This window comes from Nostoc sp. LEGE 06077 (genome assembly GCF_015207705.1).
In the GTDB taxonomy this organism is placed as follows: domain Bacteria; phylum Cyanobacteriota; class Cyanobacteriia; order Cyanobacteriales; family Nostocaceae; genus Nostoc_B.
On record NZ_JADEWI010000047.1, the window covers coordinates 34,178 to 57,909 of the forward strand.

Annotated in this window: 24 protein-coding genes; 16 read left to right on the forward strand and 8 right to left on the reverse strand. The window is 41.5% G+C overall.

Annotated features, from left to right (window positions below):
* The first annotated feature begins 138 nt into the window (after nucleotides 1–138).
* The 10 genes from IQ244_RS23860 (at nucleotide 139) to IQ244_RS23905 (ending at nucleotide 7,303) form a co-directional block, all read left to right on the forward strand.
* Nucleotides 139–999, forward strand: coding sequence for a phycobilisome linker polypeptide (locus IQ244_RS23860; protein WP_193898589.1), 861 nt, complete (start codon nucleotides 139–141; stop codon nucleotides 997–999).
* A gap of 46 nt (nucleotides 1,000–1,045) precedes the next feature.
* Nucleotides 1,046–1,288 carry a phycobilisome linker polypeptide gene (locus IQ244_RS23865; protein WP_015113941.1) on the forward strand — a complete coding sequence of 81 codons (243 nt, stop codon included), beginning with the start codon at nucleotides 1,046–1,048 and terminating at the stop codon, nucleotides 1,286–1,288.
* Between the two features lie 10 nt (nucleotides 1,289–1,298).
* Nucleotides 1,299–2,129: a HEAT repeat domain-containing protein gene (locus IQ244_RS23870; protein WP_193898591.1), complete on the forward strand. Its 831-nt coding sequence runs from the start codon at nucleotides 1,299–1,301 to the stop codon at nucleotides 2,127–2,129.
* Nucleotides 2,130–2,202: 73 nt separating this feature from the next.
* The gene (locus IQ244_RS23875; RefSeq protein ID WP_193898593.1) at nucleotides 2,203–2,802 is read left to right on the forward strand and encodes a HEAT repeat domain-containing protein; all 600 of its coding nucleotides are present in this window, start codon (nucleotides 2,203–2,205) and stop codon (nucleotides 2,800–2,802) included.
* 40 nt (nucleotides 2,803–2,842) lie between these two features.
* Entirely contained in the window at nucleotides 2,843–3,682 is an 840-nt protein-coding gene (locus IQ244_RS23880) for a phycobilisome rod-core linker polypeptide (RefSeq protein WP_193898595.1), read from the forward strand.
* A gap of 118 nt (nucleotides 3,683–3,800) precedes the next feature.
* The gene (locus IQ244_RS23885; protein ID WP_193898597.1) at nucleotides 3,801–4,544 is read left to right on the forward strand and encodes a phycobilisome rod-core linker polypeptide; all 744 of its coding nucleotides are present in this window, start codon (nucleotides 3,801–3,803) and stop codon (nucleotides 4,542–4,544) included.
* A gap of 220 nt (nucleotides 4,545–4,764) precedes the next feature.
* Nucleotides 4,765–5,451, forward strand: a complete 687-nt coding sequence (locus tag IQ244_RS23890) for a phycobilisome rod-core linker polypeptide (RefSeq protein WP_193898599.1) — start codon at nucleotides 4,765–4,767, stop codon at nucleotides 5,449–5,451.
* 112 nt (nucleotides 5,452–5,563) lie between these two features.
* A complete protein-coding gene (locus IQ244_RS23895) occupies nucleotides 5,564–6,331 on the forward strand; it encodes a phycobilisome rod-core linker polypeptide (protein ID WP_193898601.1) in 768 nt (255 codons plus the stop codon).
* A gap of 117 nt (nucleotides 6,332–6,448) precedes the next feature.
* Nucleotides 6,449–6,613 carry a hypothetical protein gene (locus tag IQ244_RS23900; protein ID WP_193898604.1) on the forward strand — a complete coding sequence of 55 codons (165 nt, stop codon included), beginning with the start codon at nucleotides 6,449–6,451 and terminating at the stop codon, nucleotides 6,611–6,613.
* Nucleotides 6,614–6,841: 228 nt separating this feature from the next.
* A complete protein-coding gene (locus IQ244_RS23905; RefSeq protein WP_193898606.1) occupies nucleotides 6,842–7,303 on the forward strand; it encodes an orange carotenoid protein N-terminal domain-containing protein in 462 nt (153 codons plus the stop codon).
* A gap of 131 nt (nucleotides 7,304–7,434) precedes the next feature.
* Here IQ244_RS23905 and IQ244_RS23910 read toward each other — a convergent pair whose 3' ends face one another.
* Together IQ244_RS23910 and IQ244_RS23915 are read right to left on the reverse strand one after the other, a co-directional pair.
* Entirely contained in the window at nucleotides 7,435–8,244 is an 810-nt protein-coding gene (locus IQ244_RS23910; RefSeq protein WP_193898608.1) for a carbonic anhydrase, read from the reverse strand.
* A gap of 32 nt (nucleotides 8,245–8,276) precedes the next feature.
* The gene (locus IQ244_RS23915; RefSeq protein ID WP_193898610.1) at nucleotides 8,277–9,788 is read right to left on the reverse strand and encodes a hydroxysqualene dehydroxylase; all 1,512 of its coding nucleotides are present in this window, start codon (nucleotides 9,786–9,788) and stop codon (nucleotides 8,277–8,279) included.
* Nucleotides 9,789–10,239: 451 nt separating this feature from the next.
* On the opposite strand from IQ244_RS23915, the gene IQ244_RS23920 reads away from it, so the two are divergent.
* Entirely contained in the window at nucleotides 10,240–10,953 is a 714-nt protein-coding gene (locus tag IQ244_RS23920) for a tetratricopeptide repeat protein (protein ID WP_193898612.1), read from the forward strand.
* Between the two features lie 271 nt (nucleotides 10,954–11,224).
* Here the strand turns inward: IQ244_RS23920 and IQ244_RS23925 are convergent, their stop codons facing one another.
* The 3 genes from IQ244_RS23925 to IQ244_RS23935 all read right to left on the reverse strand — a co-directional run bounded on the left by IQ244_RS23925 (nucleotide 11,225) and on the right by IQ244_RS23935 (nucleotide 15,531).
* On the reverse strand, nucleotides 11,225–11,635 hold the full coding sequence (locus IQ244_RS23925; protein WP_193898614.1) for a hypothetical protein: 411 nt from the start codon (nucleotides 11,633–11,635) through the stop codon (nucleotides 11,225–11,227).
* 297 nt (nucleotides 11,636–11,932) lie between these two features.
* The gene (locus IQ244_RS23930) at nucleotides 11,933–12,376 is read right to left on the reverse strand and encodes a hypothetical protein (RefSeq protein ID WP_193898616.1); all 444 of its coding nucleotides are present in this window, start codon (nucleotides 12,374–12,376) and stop codon (nucleotides 11,933–11,935) included.
* A gap of 170 nt (nucleotides 12,377–12,546) precedes the next feature.
* Nucleotides 12,547–15,531: a valine--tRNA ligase gene (locus IQ244_RS23935; RefSeq protein WP_193898617.1), complete on the reverse strand. Its 2,985-nt coding sequence runs from the start codon at nucleotides 15,529–15,531 to the stop codon at nucleotides 12,547–12,549.
* 109 nt (nucleotides 15,532–15,640) lie between these two features.
* Between IQ244_RS23935 and IQ244_RS23940 the strand changes: the two genes are divergently transcribed.
* From IQ244_RS23940 to IQ244_RS23955, 4 genes are all read left to right on the forward strand, one after another.
* Entirely contained in the window at nucleotides 15,641–16,030 is a 390-nt protein-coding gene (locus IQ244_RS23940) for a GxxExxY protein (protein ID WP_193898619.1), read from the forward strand.
* Nucleotides 16,031–16,077: 47 nt separating this feature from the next.
* Complete coding sequence (locus IQ244_RS23945) at nucleotides 16,078–17,346, forward strand: AmpG family muropeptide MFS transporter (RefSeq protein ID WP_193898621.1); 1,269 nt, start codon at nucleotides 16,078–16,080, stop codon at nucleotides 17,344–17,346.
* A gap of 6 nt (nucleotides 17,347–17,352) precedes the next feature.
* Nucleotides 17,353–18,294, forward strand: a complete 942-nt coding sequence (locus IQ244_RS23950; protein ID WP_193898623.1) for an N-acetylglucosamine kinase — start codon at nucleotides 17,353–17,355, stop codon at nucleotides 18,292–18,294.
* 75 nt (nucleotides 18,295–18,369) lie between these two features.
* Nucleotides 18,370–19,188, forward strand: a complete 819-nt coding sequence (locus IQ244_RS23955) for an Rpn family recombination-promoting nuclease/putative transposase (protein ID WP_193898625.1) — start codon at nucleotides 18,370–18,372, stop codon at nucleotides 19,186–19,188.
* A gap of 45 nt (nucleotides 19,189–19,233) precedes the next feature.
* Here IQ244_RS23955 and IQ244_RS23960 read toward each other — a convergent pair whose 3' ends face one another.
* The 3 genes from IQ244_RS23960 to IQ244_RS23970 form a co-directional block, all read right to left on the reverse strand.
* A complete protein-coding gene (locus IQ244_RS23960) occupies nucleotides 19,234–19,473 on the reverse strand; it encodes a hypothetical protein (protein ID WP_193898627.1) in 240 nt (79 codons plus the stop codon).
* Between the two features lie 156 nt (nucleotides 19,474–19,629).
* A complete protein-coding gene (locus IQ244_RS23965) occupies nucleotides 19,630–20,178 on the reverse strand; it encodes a phosphate-starvation-inducible PsiE family protein (RefSeq protein ID WP_193898629.1) in 549 nt (182 codons plus the stop codon).
* Between the two features lie 86 nt (nucleotides 20,179–20,264).
* Nucleotides 20,265–21,191 carry a tetratricopeptide repeat protein gene (locus IQ244_RS23970; RefSeq protein WP_193898631.1) on the reverse strand — a complete coding sequence of 309 codons (927 nt, stop codon included), beginning with the start codon at nucleotides 21,189–21,191 and terminating at the stop codon, nucleotides 20,265–20,267.
* Nucleotides 21,192–21,457: 266 nt separating this feature from the next.
* Between IQ244_RS23970 and IQ244_RS23975 the strand changes: the two genes are divergently transcribed.
* On the forward strand, nucleotides 21,458–23,503 hold the full coding sequence (locus IQ244_RS23975) for an elongation factor G (RefSeq protein ID WP_193898633.1): 2,046 nt from the start codon (nucleotides 21,458–21,460) through the stop codon (nucleotides 23,501–23,503).
* The last annotated feature ends 229 nt before the right edge of the window (nucleotides 23,504–23,732 follow it).

Below are 23,732 nucleotides of genomic sequence, written 5' to 3' on the forward strand. Positions count from 1 at the left end.
AGGGATGCAAGTGCTGGATGGAATCACCTAGCAGTTGGATCTAGCCCCGGGCATAGTTTTTATGTGGGAATAAATAAAAGGCTTTATTTCAGCAAGCAGTCGGCTCTAAACAGCCGAACATCAATAGGGGGATAGAAAATGGCAATTACAACAGCAGCATCTAGGCTAGGGACAGAGCCATACAGCGAAGCACGTAGAGTTGAACTGCGCCCCAACGCCAGCAAAGAAGAAGTCGAAGCTGTGATTCGTGCCGTATATCGGCAAGTCTTGGGTAATGATTACATCATGGCATCAGAACGCCTCGTAAGCGCAGAATCACTCCTGCGGGATGGAAACCTGACAGTGCGGGAGTTCGTGCGTAGCGTTGCCAAATCAGAACTCTACAAAACCAAGTTTTTCTATAACAGCTTCCAAACTCGGTTGATCGAACTCAACTACAAACATTTGTTGGGTCGCGCTCCTTACGATGAGTCAGAAGTTGTTTATCACCTCGACTTGTACCAAAACAAAGGTTACGACGCTGAAATTGACTCTTACATTGATTCTGTAGAGTATCAAAACAACTTCGGCGACAGCATCGTACCTTACTATCGTGGTTTTGAAACTCAGCCTGGGCAAAAAACAGTAGGCTTTAACCGGATATTCCGGTTATACCGAGGCTATGCCAATAGCGATAACGCCCAAGTAGAAGGGAAAAAATCACGCCTAGCGCGGGAATTAGCCAGCAATCTAGCTTCCTCAATAGTTGGCCCATCCGGCAGTAATAACAACTGGAGTTTCCGAGCCACCGCAGATCTAGCTCCCAAGCGGAATTTAGGCAACGCGGTCGGACAAGCAGATCGTGTTTACCGCATTGAAGTTACAGGACTTCGCAGTCCCGGCTACCCCAGCATCAGAAGAAGCAGCACGGCTTTTATCGTACCTTACGAACGGCTTTCTGAAAAAATTCAGCAAATTCATAAGCAAGGCGGCAAAATAGCCAGCGTTACACCAGCTTAGATTGCTGCAATAGAGAGTTTACAACCAAACAGGAGATATAGAAGTAATGTTCGGTCAAACCACATTGGGTGCTAGTAGCGTTTCTTCATCTGCTAGCCGGGTATTTCGTTACGAAGTTGTAGGCTTGCGGCAAAACTCCGAAACCGACAGAAATAAATACAATATCCGCAATAGCGGTAGTGTATTTATTACAGTGCCATACAGCCGGATGAACGAAGAATACCAAAGAATTACCCGTCTGGGCGGCAAAATCATCAAGATTGAGCCATTAACAGCTGAAGAGGAATAATCTCCTGGTAATGATAGAACCCAGTGGGGAAGAATTTCCCGCAGAGAACACGCCACAGCTCACACCAGAGCTAGCAATTGCTAACCTGCAATCACCAGATTTAAGTCTCCGCTATTATGCAGCTTGGTGGCTAGGCAAGTTCCGGGTTAACAGAGCCGATGCTGTCGATGCCTTGATTGCAGCATTAAACGATGAAGCCGATAGGACAGAACTCGGAGGTTATCCACTACGCCGGAATGCAGCTAGAGCATTAGGTAAGTTAGGCGATGCCAGAGCAGTACCCAGCTTAATTCAATGCCTAGAATGTTCTGACTTCTATGTGCGTGAAGCCGCCGCCCAATCCTTAGCAATGCTGCGCGATCGCACTTCTGCATCAGCACTGATCAAAATGTTAGATGGTGGTGTTGCCGAGGCCGTGCAAGTAGCGGGACTCCCCCACCTAACCCAGCCCTACGAAGCAGTTATCGAAGCCTTAGGAGCCATTCGCGCTACTGAGGCAATTCCACTCATTCAGCCTTTCCTAGAGCATCCAGTACCACGAGTACAATGCGCCGCCGCCAGAGCCATGTACCAACTCACACAAAACCCCATCTACGGAGAAAGGTTAGTGCAGATGTTGGCAGCAGGTGATCTGAAATTGCGCCGTGTTGTCTTAGGGGATTTGGGTGCAATTGGGTATTTGGCAGCAGCAGAAGCGATCGCTCAAGCTCAGGTCGAAAATAGCTTCAAACTTATTGCCCTTAAAGGATTGTTAGAGCATCAAATGACAGATGAATTAGAGCATCTTGTTATCTCTGATGACGCAATTCGGGTAATGAACTTGATGGATACACTTTTATAGTCACTTGTCATTTGTCTTTTGTCCTTGCCCAAAAACTGATGACAAGTGACTAATGACAAATGACTGATGACAAATGACTGATGAACTAATTCGTGCCGTAGCTGAAGCAGACACACCAGCAAAAATGGTGGCAGCAGTGCAAAACCTGGCAGCAACAAAAGATATAGCTGCAATTCCTACCCTAATTGCTGTGTTTGGTTATAACAACCCAGTCGCCGCAGGGGTAGCTGCAACTGCCCTCACAGAAATGGGAGAAGTCGCAGTACCACAGCTAATATCTCAAATTGATGACTATAACTATGGCGCGCGGGCTTATTCGATTCGCACTTTAGCTGCGATCGCTGACCCTCGTGCTTTAGATTTATTAATCAGTGCTGCTGCTACAGACTTTGCTCCTAGTGTGCGCCGTGCTGCTGCCAAAGGACTAGGAAACTTGCACTGGCATAAGCTTGATTTTCCCGCCAGCCATACAGCACCCAAAAGAGCCTTAGAAACACTTGTATTTATTTCTCAAGACTCTGAATGGTCAATTCGGTATGCCGCTGTTGTTGGTTTACAAGCCTTGGCACAAAATAGCGATTTGCAACAGCCTATTTTTGCCAGACTCAACCAAATGCTAACAACCGATACCGAAAAAGCAGTCCGCGCTCGCGTGCAACTAGCTTATCGTTAATAAGCTTGTTTAAATACCATAAAACAAGGTAAAAGTAAATATGTCAATACCACTACTTGAATATTCACCAAGTTCCCAAAACCAGCGGGTAGAAGGTTACGAAGTACCCAACGAAGATACCCCAACTGCTTATCGCTTATCTGCTGCTATTGATGACAAAGATATTGATGCCATCATCTGGGCAGCTTATCGGCAAATCTTCAGCGAACATTTAATTATCAAAAGCAATCGCCAATCCTTCTTAGAATCACAACTGCGGAATCGGGCAATTAACGTCCGAGACTTTATCCGAGGATTGGGTAAATCAGAAGTTTTTCGCACACAGGTAGCAGACATCAACTCCAACTACCGGTTAGTTGACATCATCTTAAAGCGCTTCTTAGGACGTGCTGCCTATAATAAAGATGAGGAAATTGCCTGGTCAATTGTCATTGCTACCAAGGGTCTACATGGGTTTATTGACGCATTGCTAGACAGCGACGAGTATCAACAAAACTTTGGTGACGACATCGTACCTTACCAACGCCGTCGCTTCAAAGACAGACCCTTTAACTTAGTTAACCCACGCTACAACAATTACTGGCGCGATCGCCAGACCCTCAACTTCCTTGGTGGACGTTCCTTCTACAGTGCGCGTACCACAGGTTATGCCTCCAAAGAAGAAATCCGTCGCGTCATTCCCAGCAACTTCATGGCAATGGCTGGAAACATAATTACCAACGAACGCAATTATCAACGCATCACCGCTTCCGTTGTCTCCCAAATCAGAGACATGAAGATTCCCGACACCAGCCGTGAAGGTGGGACTCCCCAACCAACAGTCAAACCCACAGCCGTTGCCCTACCTTACCGTTATCTTCCTAGTACTAAGACAACCTAGAAAGCAGAAGGTAAAAGTCAAAAGTTAAAAGTCAAAAGACAGAAGAGAAATATTAAATTTCAGACTCAGACTTCAGACTTCACACTTTTTCCATGACCAATGACAAAACCCTAAAACTATGGCAATACCTCTACTAGAATACAAACCCAGTTCGCAAAACCAGCGCGTACCTGGTTACGAAATCCCTAACGAAAATACCCCCCGACCCTACCGCATAGAAAACTGTGCCGATGATGGTGATGTTCAAGAATTAATTTGGGCAGCCTATCGTCAAATCTTTAGCGAACACGAAATCCTCAAATTCTTCCGCCAAGGCAACTTAGAATCTCAGGTAAAAAACCGCGCCATTACTGTGCGTGACTTTATTCGGGGTTTAGCTAAATCTGAAGCTTTTCGGACTTTAGTTATCCAGACAAACTCTAACTACCGTTTAGTTGAAATTGCCCTCAAACGGTTTTTAGGTCGTGCGCCTTATAATAAAGACGAAGAGATTGCTTGGTCAATCAAAATAGCAACAGCTGGTTGGGATGGTTTTGTTGACGCTTTAATCGATTCTGAAGAATATCTCACCAACTTTGGCGAAAACATAGTTCCTTTCCAACGCCGCCGCTATAAAGATAGACCTTTCAACTTAGTGACCCCTCGCTACGGTAACTATTGGCGCGACAAACTAGAAGATGCTCGCTATATAGAAGGCGACATCAAAAACTTCTTGGCTTTGGCTAATTCCATCAATATTAGAACCGTCACCTATACACCGGTTAACCTAGCCAACATTAAAATTCCCGACACCACCAGAGATACCACACCCCAAGGTATTCCGGTGTCTATCAGTTCCAGCGCTAATTTCCCCGTGCGGTAAGGGCTTTTTTTCAGTGGTTTGATAAAGGTATAAGAAGGATTATTGTTTGCAATAGCCAACTCACAACCTTCTAAATGTTTTTCCGTCGAGTTACTCAATCACCAATTAAGAGTAACTCATACCAATAGGAAAAAATCATAGATCTAAAATCTAAAATCCAAAATGGTATAAGACGGACTGGGTATAAGATGCCAACCTTATTCTCAAGGCGGTATTTAGTATGGCATTACCTTTACTCGAATACAAACCCACAACTCAAAATCAAAGAGTTAGTAGTTTTGGTACGGCAGATATTAACGAAGATACACCTTATATCTACCGTATAGAAACAGCCAACTCTCCTAGCGAAATTGAAAGACTAATTTGGGCAGCTTATCGCCAAGTCTTCAACGAGCAGGAAATTCTCAAATTTAACCGCCAAATAGCCCTAGAAACCCAACTTAAAAATCGGTCAATCACGGTTAGAGACTTTATCCGAGGTTTGGCCAAATCAGAGCGATTTTATCAGCTGGTTGTCACACCCAATAATAACTATCGGCTGGTAGAAATGTGCCTGAAACGTTTGTTAGGTCGCGCTCCTTACAATCGGGAAGAAGAAATAGCCTGGTCTATTCACATCGCTACTCGCGGTTGGAATGGATTTGTCGATGCTCTGATTGACAGTGAAGAATACACTCAAGCCTTTGGTGACTACACTGTACCCTATCAGCGCAAGCGTATGAACGTAGACCGACCATTCAGCTTTACTCCCCGCTATGGTGCTGACTATCGAGAACGTGCAGCCACTATATATCAAACTGGACGAAAACTTGATGGAACTGCACTATTGGCCGTATTACTAGTAATGTCCGCAGGAATAACTCTCTTGTTGGTACTAAATTGGTTAGGAATTAATACTGGCTTCTAACCTAATGCGGGACAATAGATAAAGCATGAGTGAGGATTTTGAGTAATCAAACCTCCTCATTTTTCACCAACTAAATCTCTGTGTAGTCTTTTAATAAGAGGAAAAAAGCAGCATGGCTCTGCCATTACTTGAATACAAACCTAGCAGCCAAAACCACCGTGTGAAAAGCTTTGGTGTTGCTGACCAAAATGAAAATACACCCTATATCTATCGTATAGAAGATGTCAGTTCTTATACTGATATTCAAAGCATCATTTGGGCAGCCTACCGCCAAGTTTTCAGCGAACATGAAATTCTGAAGTTTAACCGCCAAGTCACTTTGGAATCTCAACTCAAAACTAACGCAATCTCTGTACGTGACTTTATCCGTGGTTTAGCCAAGTCTGAAGCGTTCTATCGTTTGGTTGTTTCAGTCAACAATAACTACCGTTTAGTTGACATTACCCTCAAACGCTTATTAGGTCGTTCTTCTTACAACAAAGAAGAAGAAATTGCTTGGTCAATTGTGATTGGTACCAAAGGTTTTAGCGGTTTTGTTGATGCGTTATTAGACAGCGAAGAATATAACCAAAGCTTTGGCGAAAATACCGTACCATACCAACGCAAACGCTTGGTAGACCGTCCACACAACTTGGTTACACCTCGCTACGGCGAAGACTTCCAAGAAAAAGCAGGTACAGTTCAAACCGACTGGCGCTTTACTTTGGACAAATTCTACAGCCGCAAATCCAAAGAAAAACGGCTTGCAGAAGGCGACCCACGCAAGTTTGCCGATTTGGCAGCCGCCATCAATCCAAGTGGTAACTACGGACAAAGACTCTCGTCTTTTGATATCGATTATCTTGCCGCAGTGCCTTACCGTGGTGGTAACAGACGCTAAGATTAAAAATCTAGGTGTCTAAATTTTATACTGGGTCTAGTTTTTGCGTTGATGTAATAACCAGCAGCTTATGTGTAGTTGGATGTTGCATTGAGTGAAGACTAGACCCAGTAGCTTTTGAATTTAGATGATGAATTAAGTAAACCTAATTTTGTAGTGGAAGGTGCTAAAACCAAAGTACGGTTTGATAAAAACCGCGATCGCCTAGTTAATGAACAAAACATTAAAGATTTGGTTTTTTTAGTTTCACCTAAAGATGGTGAGTTTCAAGTAATTAAATAAATATTCATTTTTGTGTAATTTCAGGCAAGCTCATCTATTTGAGTGTAAACCATGATTTATTAGCTTTTAATGTATGATTTACATCTGTCAAAAGCGGCAAAACTCATTTATGTCTCCAGTAGGGTTAAACCACAACGCTTGATTTATAGGATTTTGAGAGTGAGTGACAGCTAACTGTCCTGAGTAATTTTCATTACTTAGTTTAATTCAAGCGATCGGAGATATTTTATGACTTACGCAACCGACGAAAGCACCAAACAAGCTGTAGAACAATTTCGCCAGTTTGATGTTGATACACAATTAGCTTTACTGTGGTTTGGCTATCTTGATATCAAAGATGAATTGCTTCCGTCAGGAAACGACAATGCTGAAGTAGATACAGCTAATGCTGTTTACGATCAAATCCTGGCTTTGCCAAAAGAACAGCAGTTACAAGCACAACGTGATATCGCAGGACATACAAACAGTGATATTAGTCGTGCTTACACCGCTTTACATTCTAGTGGCAAATTAGAATTGTGGTTACGCCTAGCACAAGGTATGGAAAGTGATCAGATTATTATTGTACCTTCTGATTATGAATTACCTGAAGAAACAAATGATTTTGTCGAAGGCGTGGAAAACCTAGATTTGGAACAGCGCATTGATTTTATGCGTAGTGTTGTCTTAGAAATGGGTGCAAAGCAATAAGCCGCTAATTCAACAATTAACAGCAAAGTTTTTCTGAGCGATCGCAAAAGCTATTTCGGTAACTCCTGTTATAGAAAATGCGATCGCAAAAGCTATTTCGGTAACTCCCGATCTAACAAATCAGCACTAGCTCAAGTTTTATCGGTATTGGCGCTTTCAAACACCACCCGTTGGTTTAAAGCTTGAATTGGGCGTGCATTATCAGGAAATAGCTCAGTAAATTTAGCTATCTGTTCCTGAGATACTTCAATGGGATTTTCCATGATGTACCATGTCACATTTTCCGAGCAAGGTGGAGTGGTAAGAGAACCAGAATAAGTTAAAAATCTGCGTTCGGCGGGTAAGAGCGAAGACGCATTGATAATTGTATCTTTGACTTGGTGTGCTTCTCCTGATGTTTGCGGTATAGCATCCCAAATAGTTTGCAGATTAGGGTTAAACTCTCCAGATTTTAACAATACACCAACTACTGCTAAATTACCTGCTTGACTGCGGTGAACAAAATGCAGTTCCATATCATATTCTTTCCCGTTGATGTGGTGTTCGCTGGGGTGGTGGAAATGGAATTGCAGCAGCTGGTAAACTTGGCGATCGCTCTCAATCAAACTTCCTGGTTGATAATTAATTTGAATCGTTTTGCCATTATTAATTAAATTTAAAGGCGTTGGCTGATATTTAACTACCAATAAATCTTGATTATTTTGATCGAGACTTTTTACATTACTAACTTGTAAATCAATCGGTGTTTGTCTTTTACCTGTATAACAAAGTTCAAAATCTGGTGAAAGTTTACCCCAATATTCTGGCCCTTGTTTGCCGATATATCCCCAATTCGTTGTTTTGGCTGCGGCTGGGGAGGTTACACAGTTAGAAACCGAAGTTCCTAAAGCCGTCATACCTAATAATTTTAGTAGTCGCCGTCTGTTTAAAGTATCACTCATAGCAATTGTAGATTTTGAGTTACATTTTTGGGTTATGGCAACCAAAAATCAGGCAAGATAGACTTGCTTATCTGGCGGACTGTTTCGTTAAGCGATCGCCCAATTTTGATATGCACTTCATCCTCTTGTACAGGTAAAATCTCAGCAGGCTGACCTTCTCCCAAATATGATATGACAAAATTTGCTGCTTCTAAACCTGTCACATAAGCTTTTTCTTGCGACCATGAACCGTGACGATTAATAATCCAATCACCACTCATAAATACATTGGCAAAACTTGTTCTGGCTGGCAACATATACTGATAGCTACCCGGTGCAAAGTGCGTTACTGCATTTGGCAAGCGAATTACGCTACTATCAATTACTTTCGCCTGTTTAAATGCTGGGATACAAGTTGCTAAATAATTCTGAACTATGGGAATAATTTCTGCATCACTTAAGTTGAGAAATTGATTAGCGTGATAAAAATCAGCTTCAATAACTGTTCCCGGTTCATCTTGATATTCATCATGCAGCGCATTTAAATCAAAGAATGTCCATCCGGTAGTTGTGTCAAAGCCAAAGCAAGCATTAGAAGGATGCGGAATATCAATTTTCCGGTCAAACCATAGCCGTGTTGCCAAAACATCAATTGCGCCTAAATTACCTAAATTCTGAAATTCTTTGCGACTTTGTAGACTAGGACTGGAAGAAATAATTTTCTTCATCCCAGTGATACCAACTGCAAAGATTACGGCATCAGCCTCAAATACTTGCTCACCGCAAATCACACCAGTAGCGCGATTATTATCATCAACAATTACGTCAGTTACACGATGCTTGGCTAATACTTTGCCGCCCGCTTTTTCAATTTTTTCCACCCAAGGACGGAAGATTTTTTCGCCTACAGTTCCCCGACACCAAACCACATCAAAATTAGGTTGATGCGCCAAAATAAAATAATAAAGCATTCCTAATGTGGCGGCGGCAGAACATTGTTCACCAGGGGCAAATAAGCCTACCAACAACATCGGCTCAAAGGCATCACGATAAAGCCTTGCAGATACACCAAAATCTTTGAACAATTCTCGCGCCGTGACGGAATCATAACGCCGCCAAGCCGCATCGGAGTTATCAAAATCAATTAAAGAATACAGTAAAGGCAAGGCGCTGAGACGGTCAATTAGTGGTAGGCGCTGAAAGTGAGTGTAGAGAAAAGTGCCTAAAGGTGCAGGTAATTGGGGTAATTCTTGAAAAATGGGTGATTCTACTTCTAAACCTGCGGGTGAATATTGAGCCGAACGAGTCCAGGTGGTGAAAGGGTTAATGTCTAATTCGTTGATGAGGGCAAAAATATTTCTGTAAGGATACCAAAAGCCATGAATCCCGGCTTCTACAGATTTACCGCCGGGAGTTTTCCAACCTGCTACCAGCCCACCAGGATAGGGGCCAGCTTCTAGAAGTGTCACATCATACCCTTGCTTGGCTAAATGGTAACTTGCGCCTAAACCAGCCCAACCTCCACCAACCACTACCACACGTTTTTGTTGTGACGCTTCTACCATTTTGCTCTCCGATTGTTTCCACCCATCAATTAATGTATACGAACTTGCGTTCAGCCGGAGATGGATATTTGCTGTGGCGAAATAGTTTTATTGTCTTGAAGACGATGGGATAGTTTCGACAATCAAGCACTGCTAAGGTTTAGACGAATATTGCGCGATCGCCGAAACAGTGTCAGGACTCAACGAATATTGAGAATTTCTCATCCCCGTCAAGATTTATCTTTATTTTTTTCTGGAATTCTACTTGCGAGTGAAGTATCTATTAGTAAGTTAGTGCATGAATTGTAGGTGTAAGACCAAATATTTTAATGGTTGTAGTACCTACTATGGAAGCTGAGATACTTGTAAATAAGTAGTCAAAAGCACATTAAAAATAAAATTAGGGCAGAACTACCACCATAGATAAAACTCTAAATTAATTTCAAAGTGCAAGCATCTGAGGCAGGTAAATATGAATAGTCACTCATTTCTAACTTCTGGTGATCAGCAAAATAACTGCTATCAATACGTCGTAAATAATACATTAGGTTTTTCCCAACATGAGACTAATGGTAGCGGTCAATCTGCGGTCAAAGAAAGTTATTTACGCTCTTGTGCTTTGAAATCAGCGAAACAAGGAGATTATATTCAAGCGATCGCCCTGTTGAATGAATTAATTCGTCGTTATCCCCACAACGCTGCTGATTACAACAATCGTGGGTTAATTTATTTTCAGAGTGGTGAAAAGCAAAAGGCTTTTTGCGATTACAACACAGCCCTAGATTTAAATCCCAATTTAGCCAGTGCTTATAATAATCGCGCCAATTACTACGCAGCTTGTGGAGAATTAGCTGCGGCTTTGGCTGATTATGACCAAGCCATTGATTTGAATCCTCGTTATGTGCGAGCTTGGATCAACCGAGGTATTACCTTCCGCGACTTGGGACAATATGAAGAAGCAATTAATAATTTAGAAATTGCACTGCTGTTTGGTCAGTTAGAAGCGCATATTTGGGCAGAACGCGGTAGGACTTATCATCTTTGGGGTGACTGGAATTGTGCGATCGCCGATTATCGTCGTGCTATGGCAAAACTACCCACACTTGATAATAGCGTTGATATTTCCGCTTATCGTTTGCGCTTACAAATCGAAACTTGGTTAAATGATCTACTATCGGAAAAATAAGTAGTAGGGATTGGGGGAAAACAACCATTCTCATTTTTGATTGGGGTTTTTCCCTTAATTAGCTGTCTGAAAAGTCAGGTTATAGACTTACAAATTACGAATTAGTATAACGACCCTGGATTGCTAATGGCTAATAGATGATCACTGCATTGATTGTCAAAAATTAGCTATTAGCATTCTAGATATTTTCGATGTGTATACATCTATATACTCAAATATTCATAGAAAGAATTGCCATCATCGCAATTTCTCAAATCAAGCAAAATTTTGCTTAGGGTAAAGAATTTATGACATCAATTTCTTTGCCGTCTTGATTCATCAACACAATGGGACGTTGATTTGGCGCAAATCTATATCCTTGCTGTTCTGTCATCGTTTTAGTTTGGCGGGGATCAAAATTGCGGACAAATTCTGCTTGTAAAGTACTTACTCGTCCTTCCATAATTTTGACTTCAGTGCGAACTTCGCGCAACCTTCCTTGCTGTGACCAATAATAAGGCAAAAGTTGTGTTAGCGCCGATGCAGCTGCTCCTAAAATTGCCAAATTAACTCCGATCTTAACTGTGGTTTCGAGAGCCATTATTTGATGAGAACGCTGGCGAAGATGCCGTTTTGGTCGAGGTGTAGTTCGAGGCTGCTGTATAGGTTGTAACGGCTGTCTAGATGGTTGGAAGGCGTTCATAATACTAAAAATAACTTTACTTGGAACAAGGTGATCAACAGTCTAATGTGCCTAATTAAAGCTGAAGTTAGCTGTCATATTACTTCATTTTTCTGAGATTGCTACACGTATGTTATTTGTTAAAAAAATAACTTAATATACGTAAGCAATTAAAGGTTGACAGTTTGCGGTAACTAGCTATCATGCTTAAAAACTGCACCTTGTATCCCAGGATTATTAATCGTTTGTGATTTTATGTCAATTCCTCAGCAAGATGTTAATGGTTATCACCCCATACAGGTCATGATGGTGCATTCTTTAGCTATCGCCAGCCTCATCTTTGTGATATCCATTTCTCTCGCGTTTGAGACTTTCTTCTAACGCTTGAATTTGTTCACGACGGGCTTCCAATTCTAGAGAACGACGAGCCAAGTCTTGATTTTGCAAAGTTAGAGATTGTCTCCACTGTTCAGCACGTTCTGCTTCTTGTTGTAACAGTTCTGGGGTAATGCCTGTAGTGAGGTAAGATTGAACTAAGCTCATTACCCAATTACTAGCTTCTTCTAACTTGGCGATTTCACCTATAGCAGAAAGTTCAACTAAAACCAGTAATCCTTCACTCATAGTTTTGCCTTTCCCCAAAAGAATAAAAGCTTCTTCAGGAATAATTGCCCAGAGGTGATCAGTTTCTTGACGTGCTAACAAGCGCAACTGGTACTGGTCTAAAAATTCGTTTTTATGTACCTGAGCTAGATATAGCATGATCGTCTTTTGGCTCCAGCTTACAATTAAAAATTAAAAAATAAGTACAAAAATTTATATTAAACAACAAAATTAAAATACTGATTTTGTGTGAAAAATCATCATTGAGTAATGGGTAATTGCTGAGTGCCATTACCCATTACTGTGATGCTAGACCATGCAGACAATACCTACCGCAAAGTCTGAAGGCGATCGCGCAAAATTTCGGCTTGTTTTTCCGCCTCGGCTAAGGCATCTTTTGCTCCTTGTACTACTTCAGTTGGGGCTTTATCGACAAACTTAGGATTGCTTAACCTACCTCTGAGAGACTGGGCTTCGGCTTCAACTTTGCTGATGCTTTTCTCTAATTTGGCACGTAGGGTTTCAATGTCAACTACACCAGTCAAGGGAATGACGACTTGAACTGTACCAATTACCCCAGCAATGGTTTGTTCGGAGGCTTGTATGGGTTCTAAAACTGCTGGCGGCTGTTGTTGTAAAGTAGTTACTGGTTTAGCTTTGGCAAACAATACACTGCGGGCAATAAACCAAATACTATAACCTAAACCAACAATTTCAAAGAAAGTACCAGCCAGGGGAATTTGATTAACGGTGTGCGCCACAGCTAAACCTATTCTCAAAAACACCAGCCCTGCAATTACTAAGCCAATTGTCTTCCAACTCCACTGTTGTTTTGATGGCGCTAGAGTTTGGCTTTTTTGTACTTCAGCAAAAGTTAAAGTTTCTACCTTGGCTAAATCTTTGATATACGCTTGTCCCGCCGTTAAAATCTGCTGTTCTTTGGGGCTATCAGTTTGCAAATTCACCTTCACTTTCGCCCCTGGCTTCACATCCGCCTCCGCCCGTAAATTACGAATCGTGCGGATAGTGCCAATTAATAGTTCAAACTGTTCTTCTAATGCAGCATTAATTAAGTTGGCATCGGCTTGAGGATAAGCTTGTAAAGCCAAAGTTTGTTGAGAATCTGCGGGTTGTTGGGTGAGGGTTTGCCAAATTTCCTCAGTGATGTGCGGCATAAAGGGATGTAGTAATTTTAAAATCCCTTCCAGTACGTAGGCGAGGACTTGTTGGGCGGCGCGGCGGGATGCGGGATTGGCACTTGGTTGTAAGCGGGATTTCACCAACTCAATATACCAGTCGCAAAAATCGCCCCAAATAAATTCGTAAATTCCCTTGGCTGCTTCCCCTAAACCGTAGTTATTAATGTAATTGGTAGTTTGGTTAATAACTTGATGATAGCGAGACAGAATCCAGCGATCGCTTAGTTCACTAGCAACAGGTTGACCTAATTGTGCAGGGGTCTGTCCATCCAAATTCATCATTACGAACCGCGCCGCATTCCACAACTTGTTGGCGAAGTTGCGAGAAGCTTGCACGGATGCTGATTCATCCTTGTCGCGATCGTATTCTAAGCGGATATCTTGACCAGCACCAGCAACTTCCTTCACTAAGGTGTAGCGTAAGGCATCTGTACCATATTTATCAATTAATAATAATGGGTCAATGCCATTACCTTTAGTCTTAGACATTTTCTGACCTTTTTCATCCAGCACTAACCCGTGGATGTAAACATCATGAAACGGCATTTTCCCGGTGAAATGACCAGCCATCATCGTCATTCTGGCTACCCAGAAAAAGATAATGTCAAAACCTGTCACTAAGGTAGTCGTCGGGTAATACTTAGCTAAATCGGGGGTTTGTTCTGGCCAGCCCAAAGTAGAAAACGGCCACAGTCCCGAAGAAAACCAAGTATCTAATACATCTGGGTCTTGTTGTAGCTGAACATTTTCACCAAATTGGGCTTTCGCTTTTTCCCACGCCTCATCAGCAGATTTCGCCACTACAAACGGCGTAGTATCAGTAATTTGTCCGTTGGTTTCACTCACAGCGTACCAAGCGGGAATTTGATGTCCCCACCACAATTGACGGGAGATACACCAATCTCGCAGACTCACCAACCAATCACGATAAACCTTCGTCCAGCGTTGAGGAACAAACTCAGGAGAATTTTGTTGGTCGAGGAATTCTAAAGCGTTGTCCGCCATTGGGCGAATTTTGACAAACCATTGAGTAGACAGGAGAGGTTCAATGGGAACTTTACCGCGATCGCTATAAGGAACGGTATGCTTATAATCTTCAATTTTGACTAAAACCCCATCAGTTTCCAGACGCGAAACTACATTCTTTCGCGCCACAAAGCGGTCTTGTCCTTGAAACTCCCCAGCATTGGCATTCAGAGTCCCATCCTTATTCAAAATATTAATAAACGGCAAATTGTGACGCTTACCCATTTCAAAATCATTGGGATCATGGGCTGGAGTGACCTTCACACAACCAGTACCGAAAGTTGGGTCAACCAATTCATCGCCAATAATCGGAATTTCGCGCTGCATAATTGGCAAAGTCAAAGTTTTACCAATCAGATGCTTATATCTATCATCATTGGGATTCACCGCCACCCCAGTATCACCCAGCATCGTTTCTGGCCGAGTCGTCGCCACCTCAACATAACCAGAGCCATCTGTCAGCGGATAGCGAAAATGCCAAAGATTGCCATCAACCTCTTGTTTTTCCACCTCCACATCCGACACCGCCGACTGAGTAGCCGGACACCAGTTCACCAAATATTCACCACGATAAATTAACCCTTCCTGGTAAAGACTCACAAAAGCTTCCACCACAGCTTTAGATAAGCCCTCATCTAGCGTGAACCGTTCCCGCGACCAGTCCACCGACACACCCAAGCGGCGTAACTGATTCACAATTGTGCCACCAGACTCCGCCTTCCACTGCCAAGCGCGTTCAAGAAATTCCTCACGCCCCAACTCAGCGCGAGTTTTACCCTCTTTTTTGAGTTGTCTTTCTAGCATCGTATGTACAGCGATACTCGCGTGGTCAGTTCCCGGTAGCCACAAAGTATTACGTCCCTGCATCCGGTGATAACGCACCAGCACATCAATCAGCGCACTTTCAAAGGCGTGACCCATGTGCAAACTGCCAGTAACATTGGGCGGCGGAATCACCACACAATAAGGTTCACCGCCGTGATTCGGGTCAGCTTTATAAACTTGGTTTTCTTCCCAGAATTTTTGCCACTTAGCTTCAGTGGTAAACGGATCGTAGAGACTGGGGAGATTTGAGATAGTTGCGGTCATGCTGGGAAAATTAACTGTGGAAGAACTTTAATAAATTTTGCCACAGGGTTGAGATGGGAACGAACCGCAAAGGACGCGAAGGGCGCAAAGGAAGAGAGGAAAAGATAAGATGAGACATTTAAATGAGCAGTTAGAGAAATTATCTTACGAAGTAATTGGGGCAGCCATTGAGGTACATAAAGTTTTAGGTGCTGGGTTTTTGGAGGAAGTGTATCACAAGGCTTTGAGAGAAGAATTTATCATGCGTGGAATTCCTCACAAGTTTGAATATCCAGTGAAAATACACTATAAAGGTCGTCCAGTAGGTGAAGGGAAATTAGATTTTTTAGTTGGAGACTCTTTAATTATTGAATTGAAAGCTGTACAAAACTTAACGCCTCTTCACGAAGCTCAAGTCCTCTCCTACCTTAAAATGACTAACTACCCTTTAGCTTTACTCATCAACTTCAACGTTACTCTTCTCAAAGACGGCATCAAACGCATAATCCTCTCTTCTTAACTCTTCCTTTGTGTCCTTCGCGTCCTTTGCGGGTCGTTAACTAAAATATGTCACGTTCACCTTCCCCCTGGCTGTACATCCCCACCTTATATTTCGCCTCCGGTGTACCTTACATTATCATCAACACAGTCTCCGTCATCTTTTACAAAAAACTCGGCGTAGACAACACCCAAATTGCCGTGTGGACAAGTCTGCTTTATCTCCCTTGGGTCATTAAAATGTTCTGGGGGCCAATTGTTGATACTTATTCCACCAAACGCACCTGGATACTGTATACCCAACTAGCAATGTTCTGTTGCTTGGGTTTAATTGCCTTTTGCTTACAATTACCTAATTTCTTTTTTATCTCTCTCGCAGCCTTAACAGTGGGAGCATTTATTTCCGCTACTTATGATATCGCTACAGATGGCTTTTATCTATTAGCTTTAAGCCCCGAACAGCAAGCCTTTTTTGTCGGTATTCGCTCGCTATTTTATCGACTTGCGGTGATTTTTGGTTCGGGACTATTAGTTGTGTTAGCTGGTCAACTGGAAGGATATCTCAACAATATTCCCTTAAGCTGGACTTTAGCGATTGGTTTCTCGGCGGTAGTTTTAGCCATACTTTGTATTTTTCATCGCTTCAGTTTACCTTTACCAGATGCAGATAAACCAAGACAATTACAAAACACAGATAAGATACCATTTTGGACAATTATTAGTTCCTATTTTGCCCAAGAAAAAATTCCAGTCATCTTAGCATTTATTTTACTTTACCGATTTGGTGAGGCAATGCTTGTCAAGTTTGCTTCTTTATTTTTGTTAGATAAACCAGAAGTGGGCGGGCTAGGTTTATCGACATCAGATGTTGGTTTAGTATACGGCACATTTGGTGTGATATCACTGATTGCAGGTGGAATATTAGGAGGACTAGTAATTGCTAAATATGGCTTAAAAAGATGTTTATTTCCTATGGCTTTAGCCTTGAACTTGCCAGATTTATTTTATGTATATATGGCTTATCATCAACCTTCGTTGAACTTAGTTTATCCGCTAGTTTCATTAGAGCAATTTGGTTATGGTTTTGGGTTTACAGCTTTTAGTGTTTACTTAATGTATATTTCTCAAGGCGAATATAAAACCTCGCATTTTGCTATATCTACTGGCATTATGGCTTTAGGAATGATGCTACCCGGAATCGTCAGCGGCTATTTACAACCATTATTAGGATATCCATTGTTTTTTAGCTTAGTTTGTTTACTAACTATTCCCGGAATGATTGTTTTATTTTTCCTTCCTTTAAAAGCAGAAGCACAGAAAAAATCTCCTGCACATTAAGAAGCTATGAGTTATGTTTTAGGAATAGATGGTGGTGGGAGCAAAACTGTATGTATTTTGATGGATGATAGTCGTCAAGTGCTGGGACGTGGCGAAGCAGGCGCATCAAATTATCAAAGTATCGGTATTGCAGCAGCAGCCAAAGCAATTCACTTTGCTATTGAAGCATTAAAGTTAACAAATACAATCAAAATTTCAGCCATCTGCTTAGGTTTAGCAGGCGTTGGACGTTCGGGAGATATTGAAGTAGTTAGAAGTATGGTGCAGGAATTACAAAAGAGTCAATTCTTGCCAATTACTTGGGATTTACAGCCAGCTAATATTATCATTTGTCATGATGCTTTGATTGCTTTAGTTGGCGGAGTTGGTCATGATGTGGGAATTGTCGTGGCTGCGGGTACTGGTTCCATAATTTTTGGTCGAAATCAACAAGGGAAAACTAAACGAGTCGGCGGTTGGGGGTACATTTTAGGTGATGAAGGAAGCGCCTATAAAATCGCTGTTACTGGTATGCAAGCAGCACTAAAATCCTATGATGGGAGGGAAATGCAAACGAGTTTAGTAGAAGATTTTAAACAGCATCTTGGTTTGCAGAATATAGAAGAATTAATCGAAGTAATATATCGGAGAGGATGGGGAGTTAAAGAAATAGCATCTTTAGCGCCAATTGTAGATTTAGCAGCATCTTCTGGTGATGAATTAGCTAATAATGTAATTGACGATGCTGTTGAAGAGTTTGTAATAGCCACATCTACAGTTATTGATGCACTTTTTAGTTCTAATTCAAGTTGTGAAATAGTCATAACAGGTAGTGTGTGGCGGGGTAAATCTCAAATACATGAGAGATTTACAACAGCTACAGTTAATCAGTTTCCGCAGGTAAAGGTAATTTTCCCAAGGTATGAACCTGCTTATGGTGCTGGGTTATTAGCTTTGCAGAGCTTATAAAATATTGGATTAAAAATTTAATTAATCTATATTAAAATTTTGATTAACTTCTAATATCTAATTTCCATAATCCAGGTGCAAACTGACAAAATATTCTATAACTTATTTCAATCTTTCCCTAGCATATTTTTTGCTATCATTGGCAAAACAAATGTCAATGCTAGTATTTATAAATTTGTTTCTGTTGAAATTAAAGATACTGCCTTTCGTATTGATGGAGTATTCATCCCCAACAATGAAAGTATAGAACAACCTTTATACTTTGTCGAAGTCCAGTTTCAACTGGATGCAAATTTTTATAGGCGTTTTTTTGCTGAGATATTTCTTTACCTGCGGCAAAATCCATCTGTCAATTTTTGGCGTGCTGTTGTTATTTATCCTCAAGGCAGTTTAGATCCAAATGATCAACAGCCTTATCGTTTGCTGCTGGATAGTTCCCAAGTACAACGCATCTATTTAGATGAATTGGGTGCAGTAGCAGAAAATTCACTGCAAATGTCTATTGTGCAATTGATTATTGCCAGTGAAGAAACAGCAGTTAACCAAGGTAGAGACTTAATTTTACAAGCAAGAGAGCAACTGACAGATGAAACGACCAAAAAACAAATTGTAGAATTGATAGAAACTATCCTGTTGTACAAGTTAACTCAGTTAAGCCGGGAGGAGTTGGCAGCAATGTTAGGTATAGATGACGAATTTAAAAAGACTAGAATGTATCAGTCTATCAAGCAGGACGGCTTAGAAGAAGGTCGTCAAGAAGGTCGCCAAGAAGGCCGGAGGGAAGTGAAGCTAGAAACTGTACCTCGGTTGTTGGCTTTGGGTTTGAGTGTAGAACAAGTAGCACAAGCTTTAGAGTTAACAGTAGAGCAAGTGCAGCAAGCAGCTGATAATTAGTCTGTCTGATGCTATCAGCTGCTTACTTTATTTCAATTTTTAGCTTTACATCTTGCCGTGTTGCAACACTTGTTGCAGATGCTGGCGAATTTCTTGTGCGTGTTCTATATCAGACTGGCGCAGTTTTTGGAATAATTCTACGCAAGGCTGAGAGTTTGCTTGTTGTGCATCTTGGATGTAGGTGTCATAAGCTTTGACTGCTTCAGCTTTATTGTGCAGTACTGTGACAAAATCGTACTCTAGGTTACTGATAGGTTCTTGAGATTGTCCGTTACCTGTAGTCATATATTTATCCTCATGTAGGTTTCTATCTCATTTCTACTTACCCTACAAGTGCAGTTCATCTCCCTAAAAGCGTAGAAAAAAGCACAAAGGCTGCTAACGCAGCCTTCAACAAAAGTTGAGTTTTTATAACCACAGAGTTATCACCTATTGGGTAATTTATGTCAGGGGTTGATTTTTATCACACTTATGTGAATACCGGAATTCTAGTTCGTCTTGTTTTTCTCTACCTCCTTGATAGACAATAGGACAGAATTTGGTATTAGCACTCATACAATCCATATGTGGTGTTTTGGCACATACAAGCAATAGACTTCCCAAGACAAATAATAAGCCGCAAATTGCAGCCGTTTGAATCCAAGAAATTTCTAAGGCTCCGTGAACAACTACTTCTCGGAGAACTGAAACAATTGTGACTTCAACTGCTACACCCACAGAAATACTATGTTCCTGCAAGTAAATCATTAATAGTCGAAATAACTCAACTAAAATCAAGACAAAGAGTATTTTGGCAGTGACGTGTTTATAGTCTAATGTTTGTGTTAGGGCAACAAATATGCCCAATATTTGCATAATCATGACTGCAAATAAAGTTAAGCACAAGACAATCACAAGTAAGTCTTGAAAAGCTTCCATGTTACGAGCAATTGAATGTCGATCCAGCCAGCGATCGCAAAATAAAAATCGACTCTTGAAGCGCTTTTGCATTGGTATGTTCCCATTAGGTCAATTTCACACCACACCAGCTAGTCTACCCATTACTTATATTTTGACCTAATGTTAAAATTTGCGCCTCAGCGTGGTTGGTAATTTAAATTTTGTACTTGTTGCAACAATTTTTCGGTATTTTGTACCCACTGAACATTATTTTGGGCATGATATAAATCTCTGGCATATTGTAAGACTTGTGCAGCTTCGGCGTATTTTTTTTGCTGCATAAAAACCAACCCTGCACCATAATAGGCGTTGGGATAATTCGAGTTAGCTTCGGCAGATTTTCTAAAAGCTGCTAAGGCTTCTTGGAATTTGTTTTGGCTAAACCAAATTGTCCCCAAATTATAATGAGCTTCTGTATATTTAGGATTAATTTTAATAGCTTGGCGAAAGGCATTTTTTGCTTGATCAAGCTTACTTTGTTGTAGATAACATATACCCAAATGATAGTAAGGTTCAGGTGCATTCTTGCTATATTCTGCGGCTTTTTTAAAGGAGGCGATCGCTCTTTCCCAATTTTGTTGCTGTTGCTGTACTAAGCCCAAGTTATAGTGGGCAAAGCCAAGTTTGGGATCTAATTCTATCGCCCGTTGTAAATAATCATTCGCCTGTTGGACATTATTACCTTCTAATAAGGCTCCCCCTAAATTGGCGAAAGCTGGCGCAAATTGGGGATCGGCTTGGGTGGCTCGATAAAATGAGTCGGCAGCTGGCTTTAATTGCCCTATTTGTCTGTAAGCTAATCCTAAATTATAGTGTGCTGGTGCTAGTTTTGGGTCTATCTGAATCGCTTTTTGAAAAGAGGCGATCGCATCTTGAACTCTTCCCGCTTGAATTGACTGTAATCCTTGATTTAACCAGTCTACAGCGGCTTGATTAATTGATTGTGTTAGCAGCCAAGCAGGTTCAGCACTAAAACCTTTGGGAGTGAGTAACAAAATACTCCCACCCAATAAACTGAGATTTATTAACCCAATTATGGGATATTTAAAGAATGATAATGGCATTTTTACGGCAAATTTTAAGTTAGATTAAGCTAATAATTGGATAATGCTGAAAGTTTTAACAAATATTTTAAATTGTCCATTAAAGTTCTGATAGCTTAATATTTCTTAAGCCAAATCTTACGACTAACTACAATTTTTTTACCATCTGATTAAAGAGAGGATAATTACAAGTTAAAGCAGGGATCATTCTCTGTTGAGAGAAGATTATTTATCCCTGAAAAATACAGGTAGTGCAGGTAAGGATAACTTACCGCAAGGGAGGTTGTATGAACGAAAAAGTAACATCGGGTTCGCGGAATGTTGCAATTGTCGGCCCTTATTTAAGTGGAAAAACTACCTTACTTGAAAGTTTATTGTTTGTTACTGGCGCAATTTCTCGCAAAGGCAGCGTTAAGGATGGTAACACAATCGGAGATAGTGCAGCAGAATCGCGCGATCGCCAAATGACTGTAGAAGTTAGCGCCGCCAGCACCGACTATAACGGGATTCGTTTTACCTTTATTGACTGTCCCGGAAGCGTCGAATTTGCCCAAGAAACATACAATGCTTTAATGGGAGTTGATGCGGCAATTGTAGTTTGCGAACCCATAAGAGAACGCGTCCATACCCTTGCTCCTCTATTTAAATTCTTAGACGATTGGGAAATTCCCCATCTTGTCTTTGTGAACAAAATGGATCGGGCAAATATCCATGTTTTAGAAACATTACACGCCTTAAAAGCTGTTTCTAGTCGTCCTTTAGTCGCGCACCAATACCCCATTATGCAAGGGGAAGAGTTAACCGGTTTTATTGATATGGTGAGCGAACAAGCTTATCAATATCATTCCGGCGCACCAGCTGATCAAATACCTTTCCCCGAACATTTAAAAGCAGAAGAATATACTGCAAGAGCCGAAATGCTCGAAGCTTTAGCAAATTTTGATGACCACTTACTCGAAGAATTATTAGAAGATATTGAACCACCCCAAGAAGAAATCCTCAAAGATTTAAAAATGGAATTAGGGGCGGATTTAGTAGTACCCGTCTTCTTTGGGGTTGCAGAACAAGATTATGGCGTAAGACCGTTATTAGATGCACTGTTAAGGGAAGCACCAGAACCAGAAACCACAGCCGAACGGCGTTTAAAAAACATCACCAGCAAAGCACCTTTAGCACAGGTATTAAAAACTTACTACACCCCCCAAGGCGGTAAACTTTCTCTGGTGCGAGTTTGGCAAGGTAAATTAACAGATGGGATTGTTCTCAACGGTGTGCGTGCGGGTGGACTTTATCGCCTGATGGGACAACAACAGCAATCTGTAAATGAAGCTGTGGCTGGAGAAATTGTCGCCCTCAGCCGGATGGAAAACATCAAAACAGGGGATACACTCTCTACACAGCCAGTTAAGGAATTCTCGCAAGCCGAAAAGTTGGAACCCGTATATGCTTTGGCAATTACTCCCGAAAAGCGCAATGATGAAGTGAAACTCAGCAGTGCGATCGCTAAACTATTAGAAGAAGACCCCTCTTTGGCTTGGGAACAACATGGTGACACCCACGAAGTTATCCTCTGGGGACAAGGTGAGATTCATTTGCAAGTCGCCTTAGACAGACTGCGCCGCAAATATAACTTACCGATGACTACTCATCTACCGCAAGTACCTTATAAAGAAACAATTCGTAAACCTGTGACTTCAGTACATGGGCGTTACAAACACCAAAGCGGTGGACATGGACAGTTTGGTGATGTTTTCCTCGATATCAAACCTCTACCACGGGGTGAAGGCTTCAACTTTAAAGAAACCATTGTCGGTGGTGTAGTTCCCAGACAGTACATTCCTGGGGTAGAAATAGGCGTGCGGGAATTTTTGGCACATGGGCCTTTAGGCTTCCCCATCGTCGATGTCGCGGTGACACTCACTAACGGTTCTTATCACAACGTTGATAGTTCCGAACAAGCCTTTAAACAAGCAGCGCGTTTAGCAATGCAAACTGGTATTCCCCAAGCGCAACCCACCTTACTAGAACCAATTTTGCGCGTGCTAGTCACAACCCCCAGTGAATTTACCGCGAAAGTACTGCAACTGTTGAGTGGGAGACGGGGACAAATTCTCGGTTATGAAGGTAGACAAGATTGGCAAGGCTGGGATAATATTTCTGCATATTTGCCCCAAGCAGAGATGCAAAACTTTATTGTTGAGTTGCGATCGCTCACTTTAGGCGTTGGTTCCTTCCACTGGAATTATGACCATCTCCAAGAAGTACCAGAAAAACTTGCCGAACGCATTTTGACTAACAGTAATGGCAATGGTAATAACGGCAATGGCAAGTAATATTCAGTGAAAAAATGTCTTCTCTATTCAGGATTTAGGAGTGGTAATATTTATCACTCCTATTTCTTGTTTCACATAATAATCATTTCTCATCACTAATATTAAGTAGAACGAGGCGAAAAAACCAAACTATGTAAAGATAAGTAAATACGTACAATGCGTCTACAAAGGTAACAGCAATATGGGTAGCCGTTTAAGGGTATTTCTGACTAGAGAGCAAGATAAAACT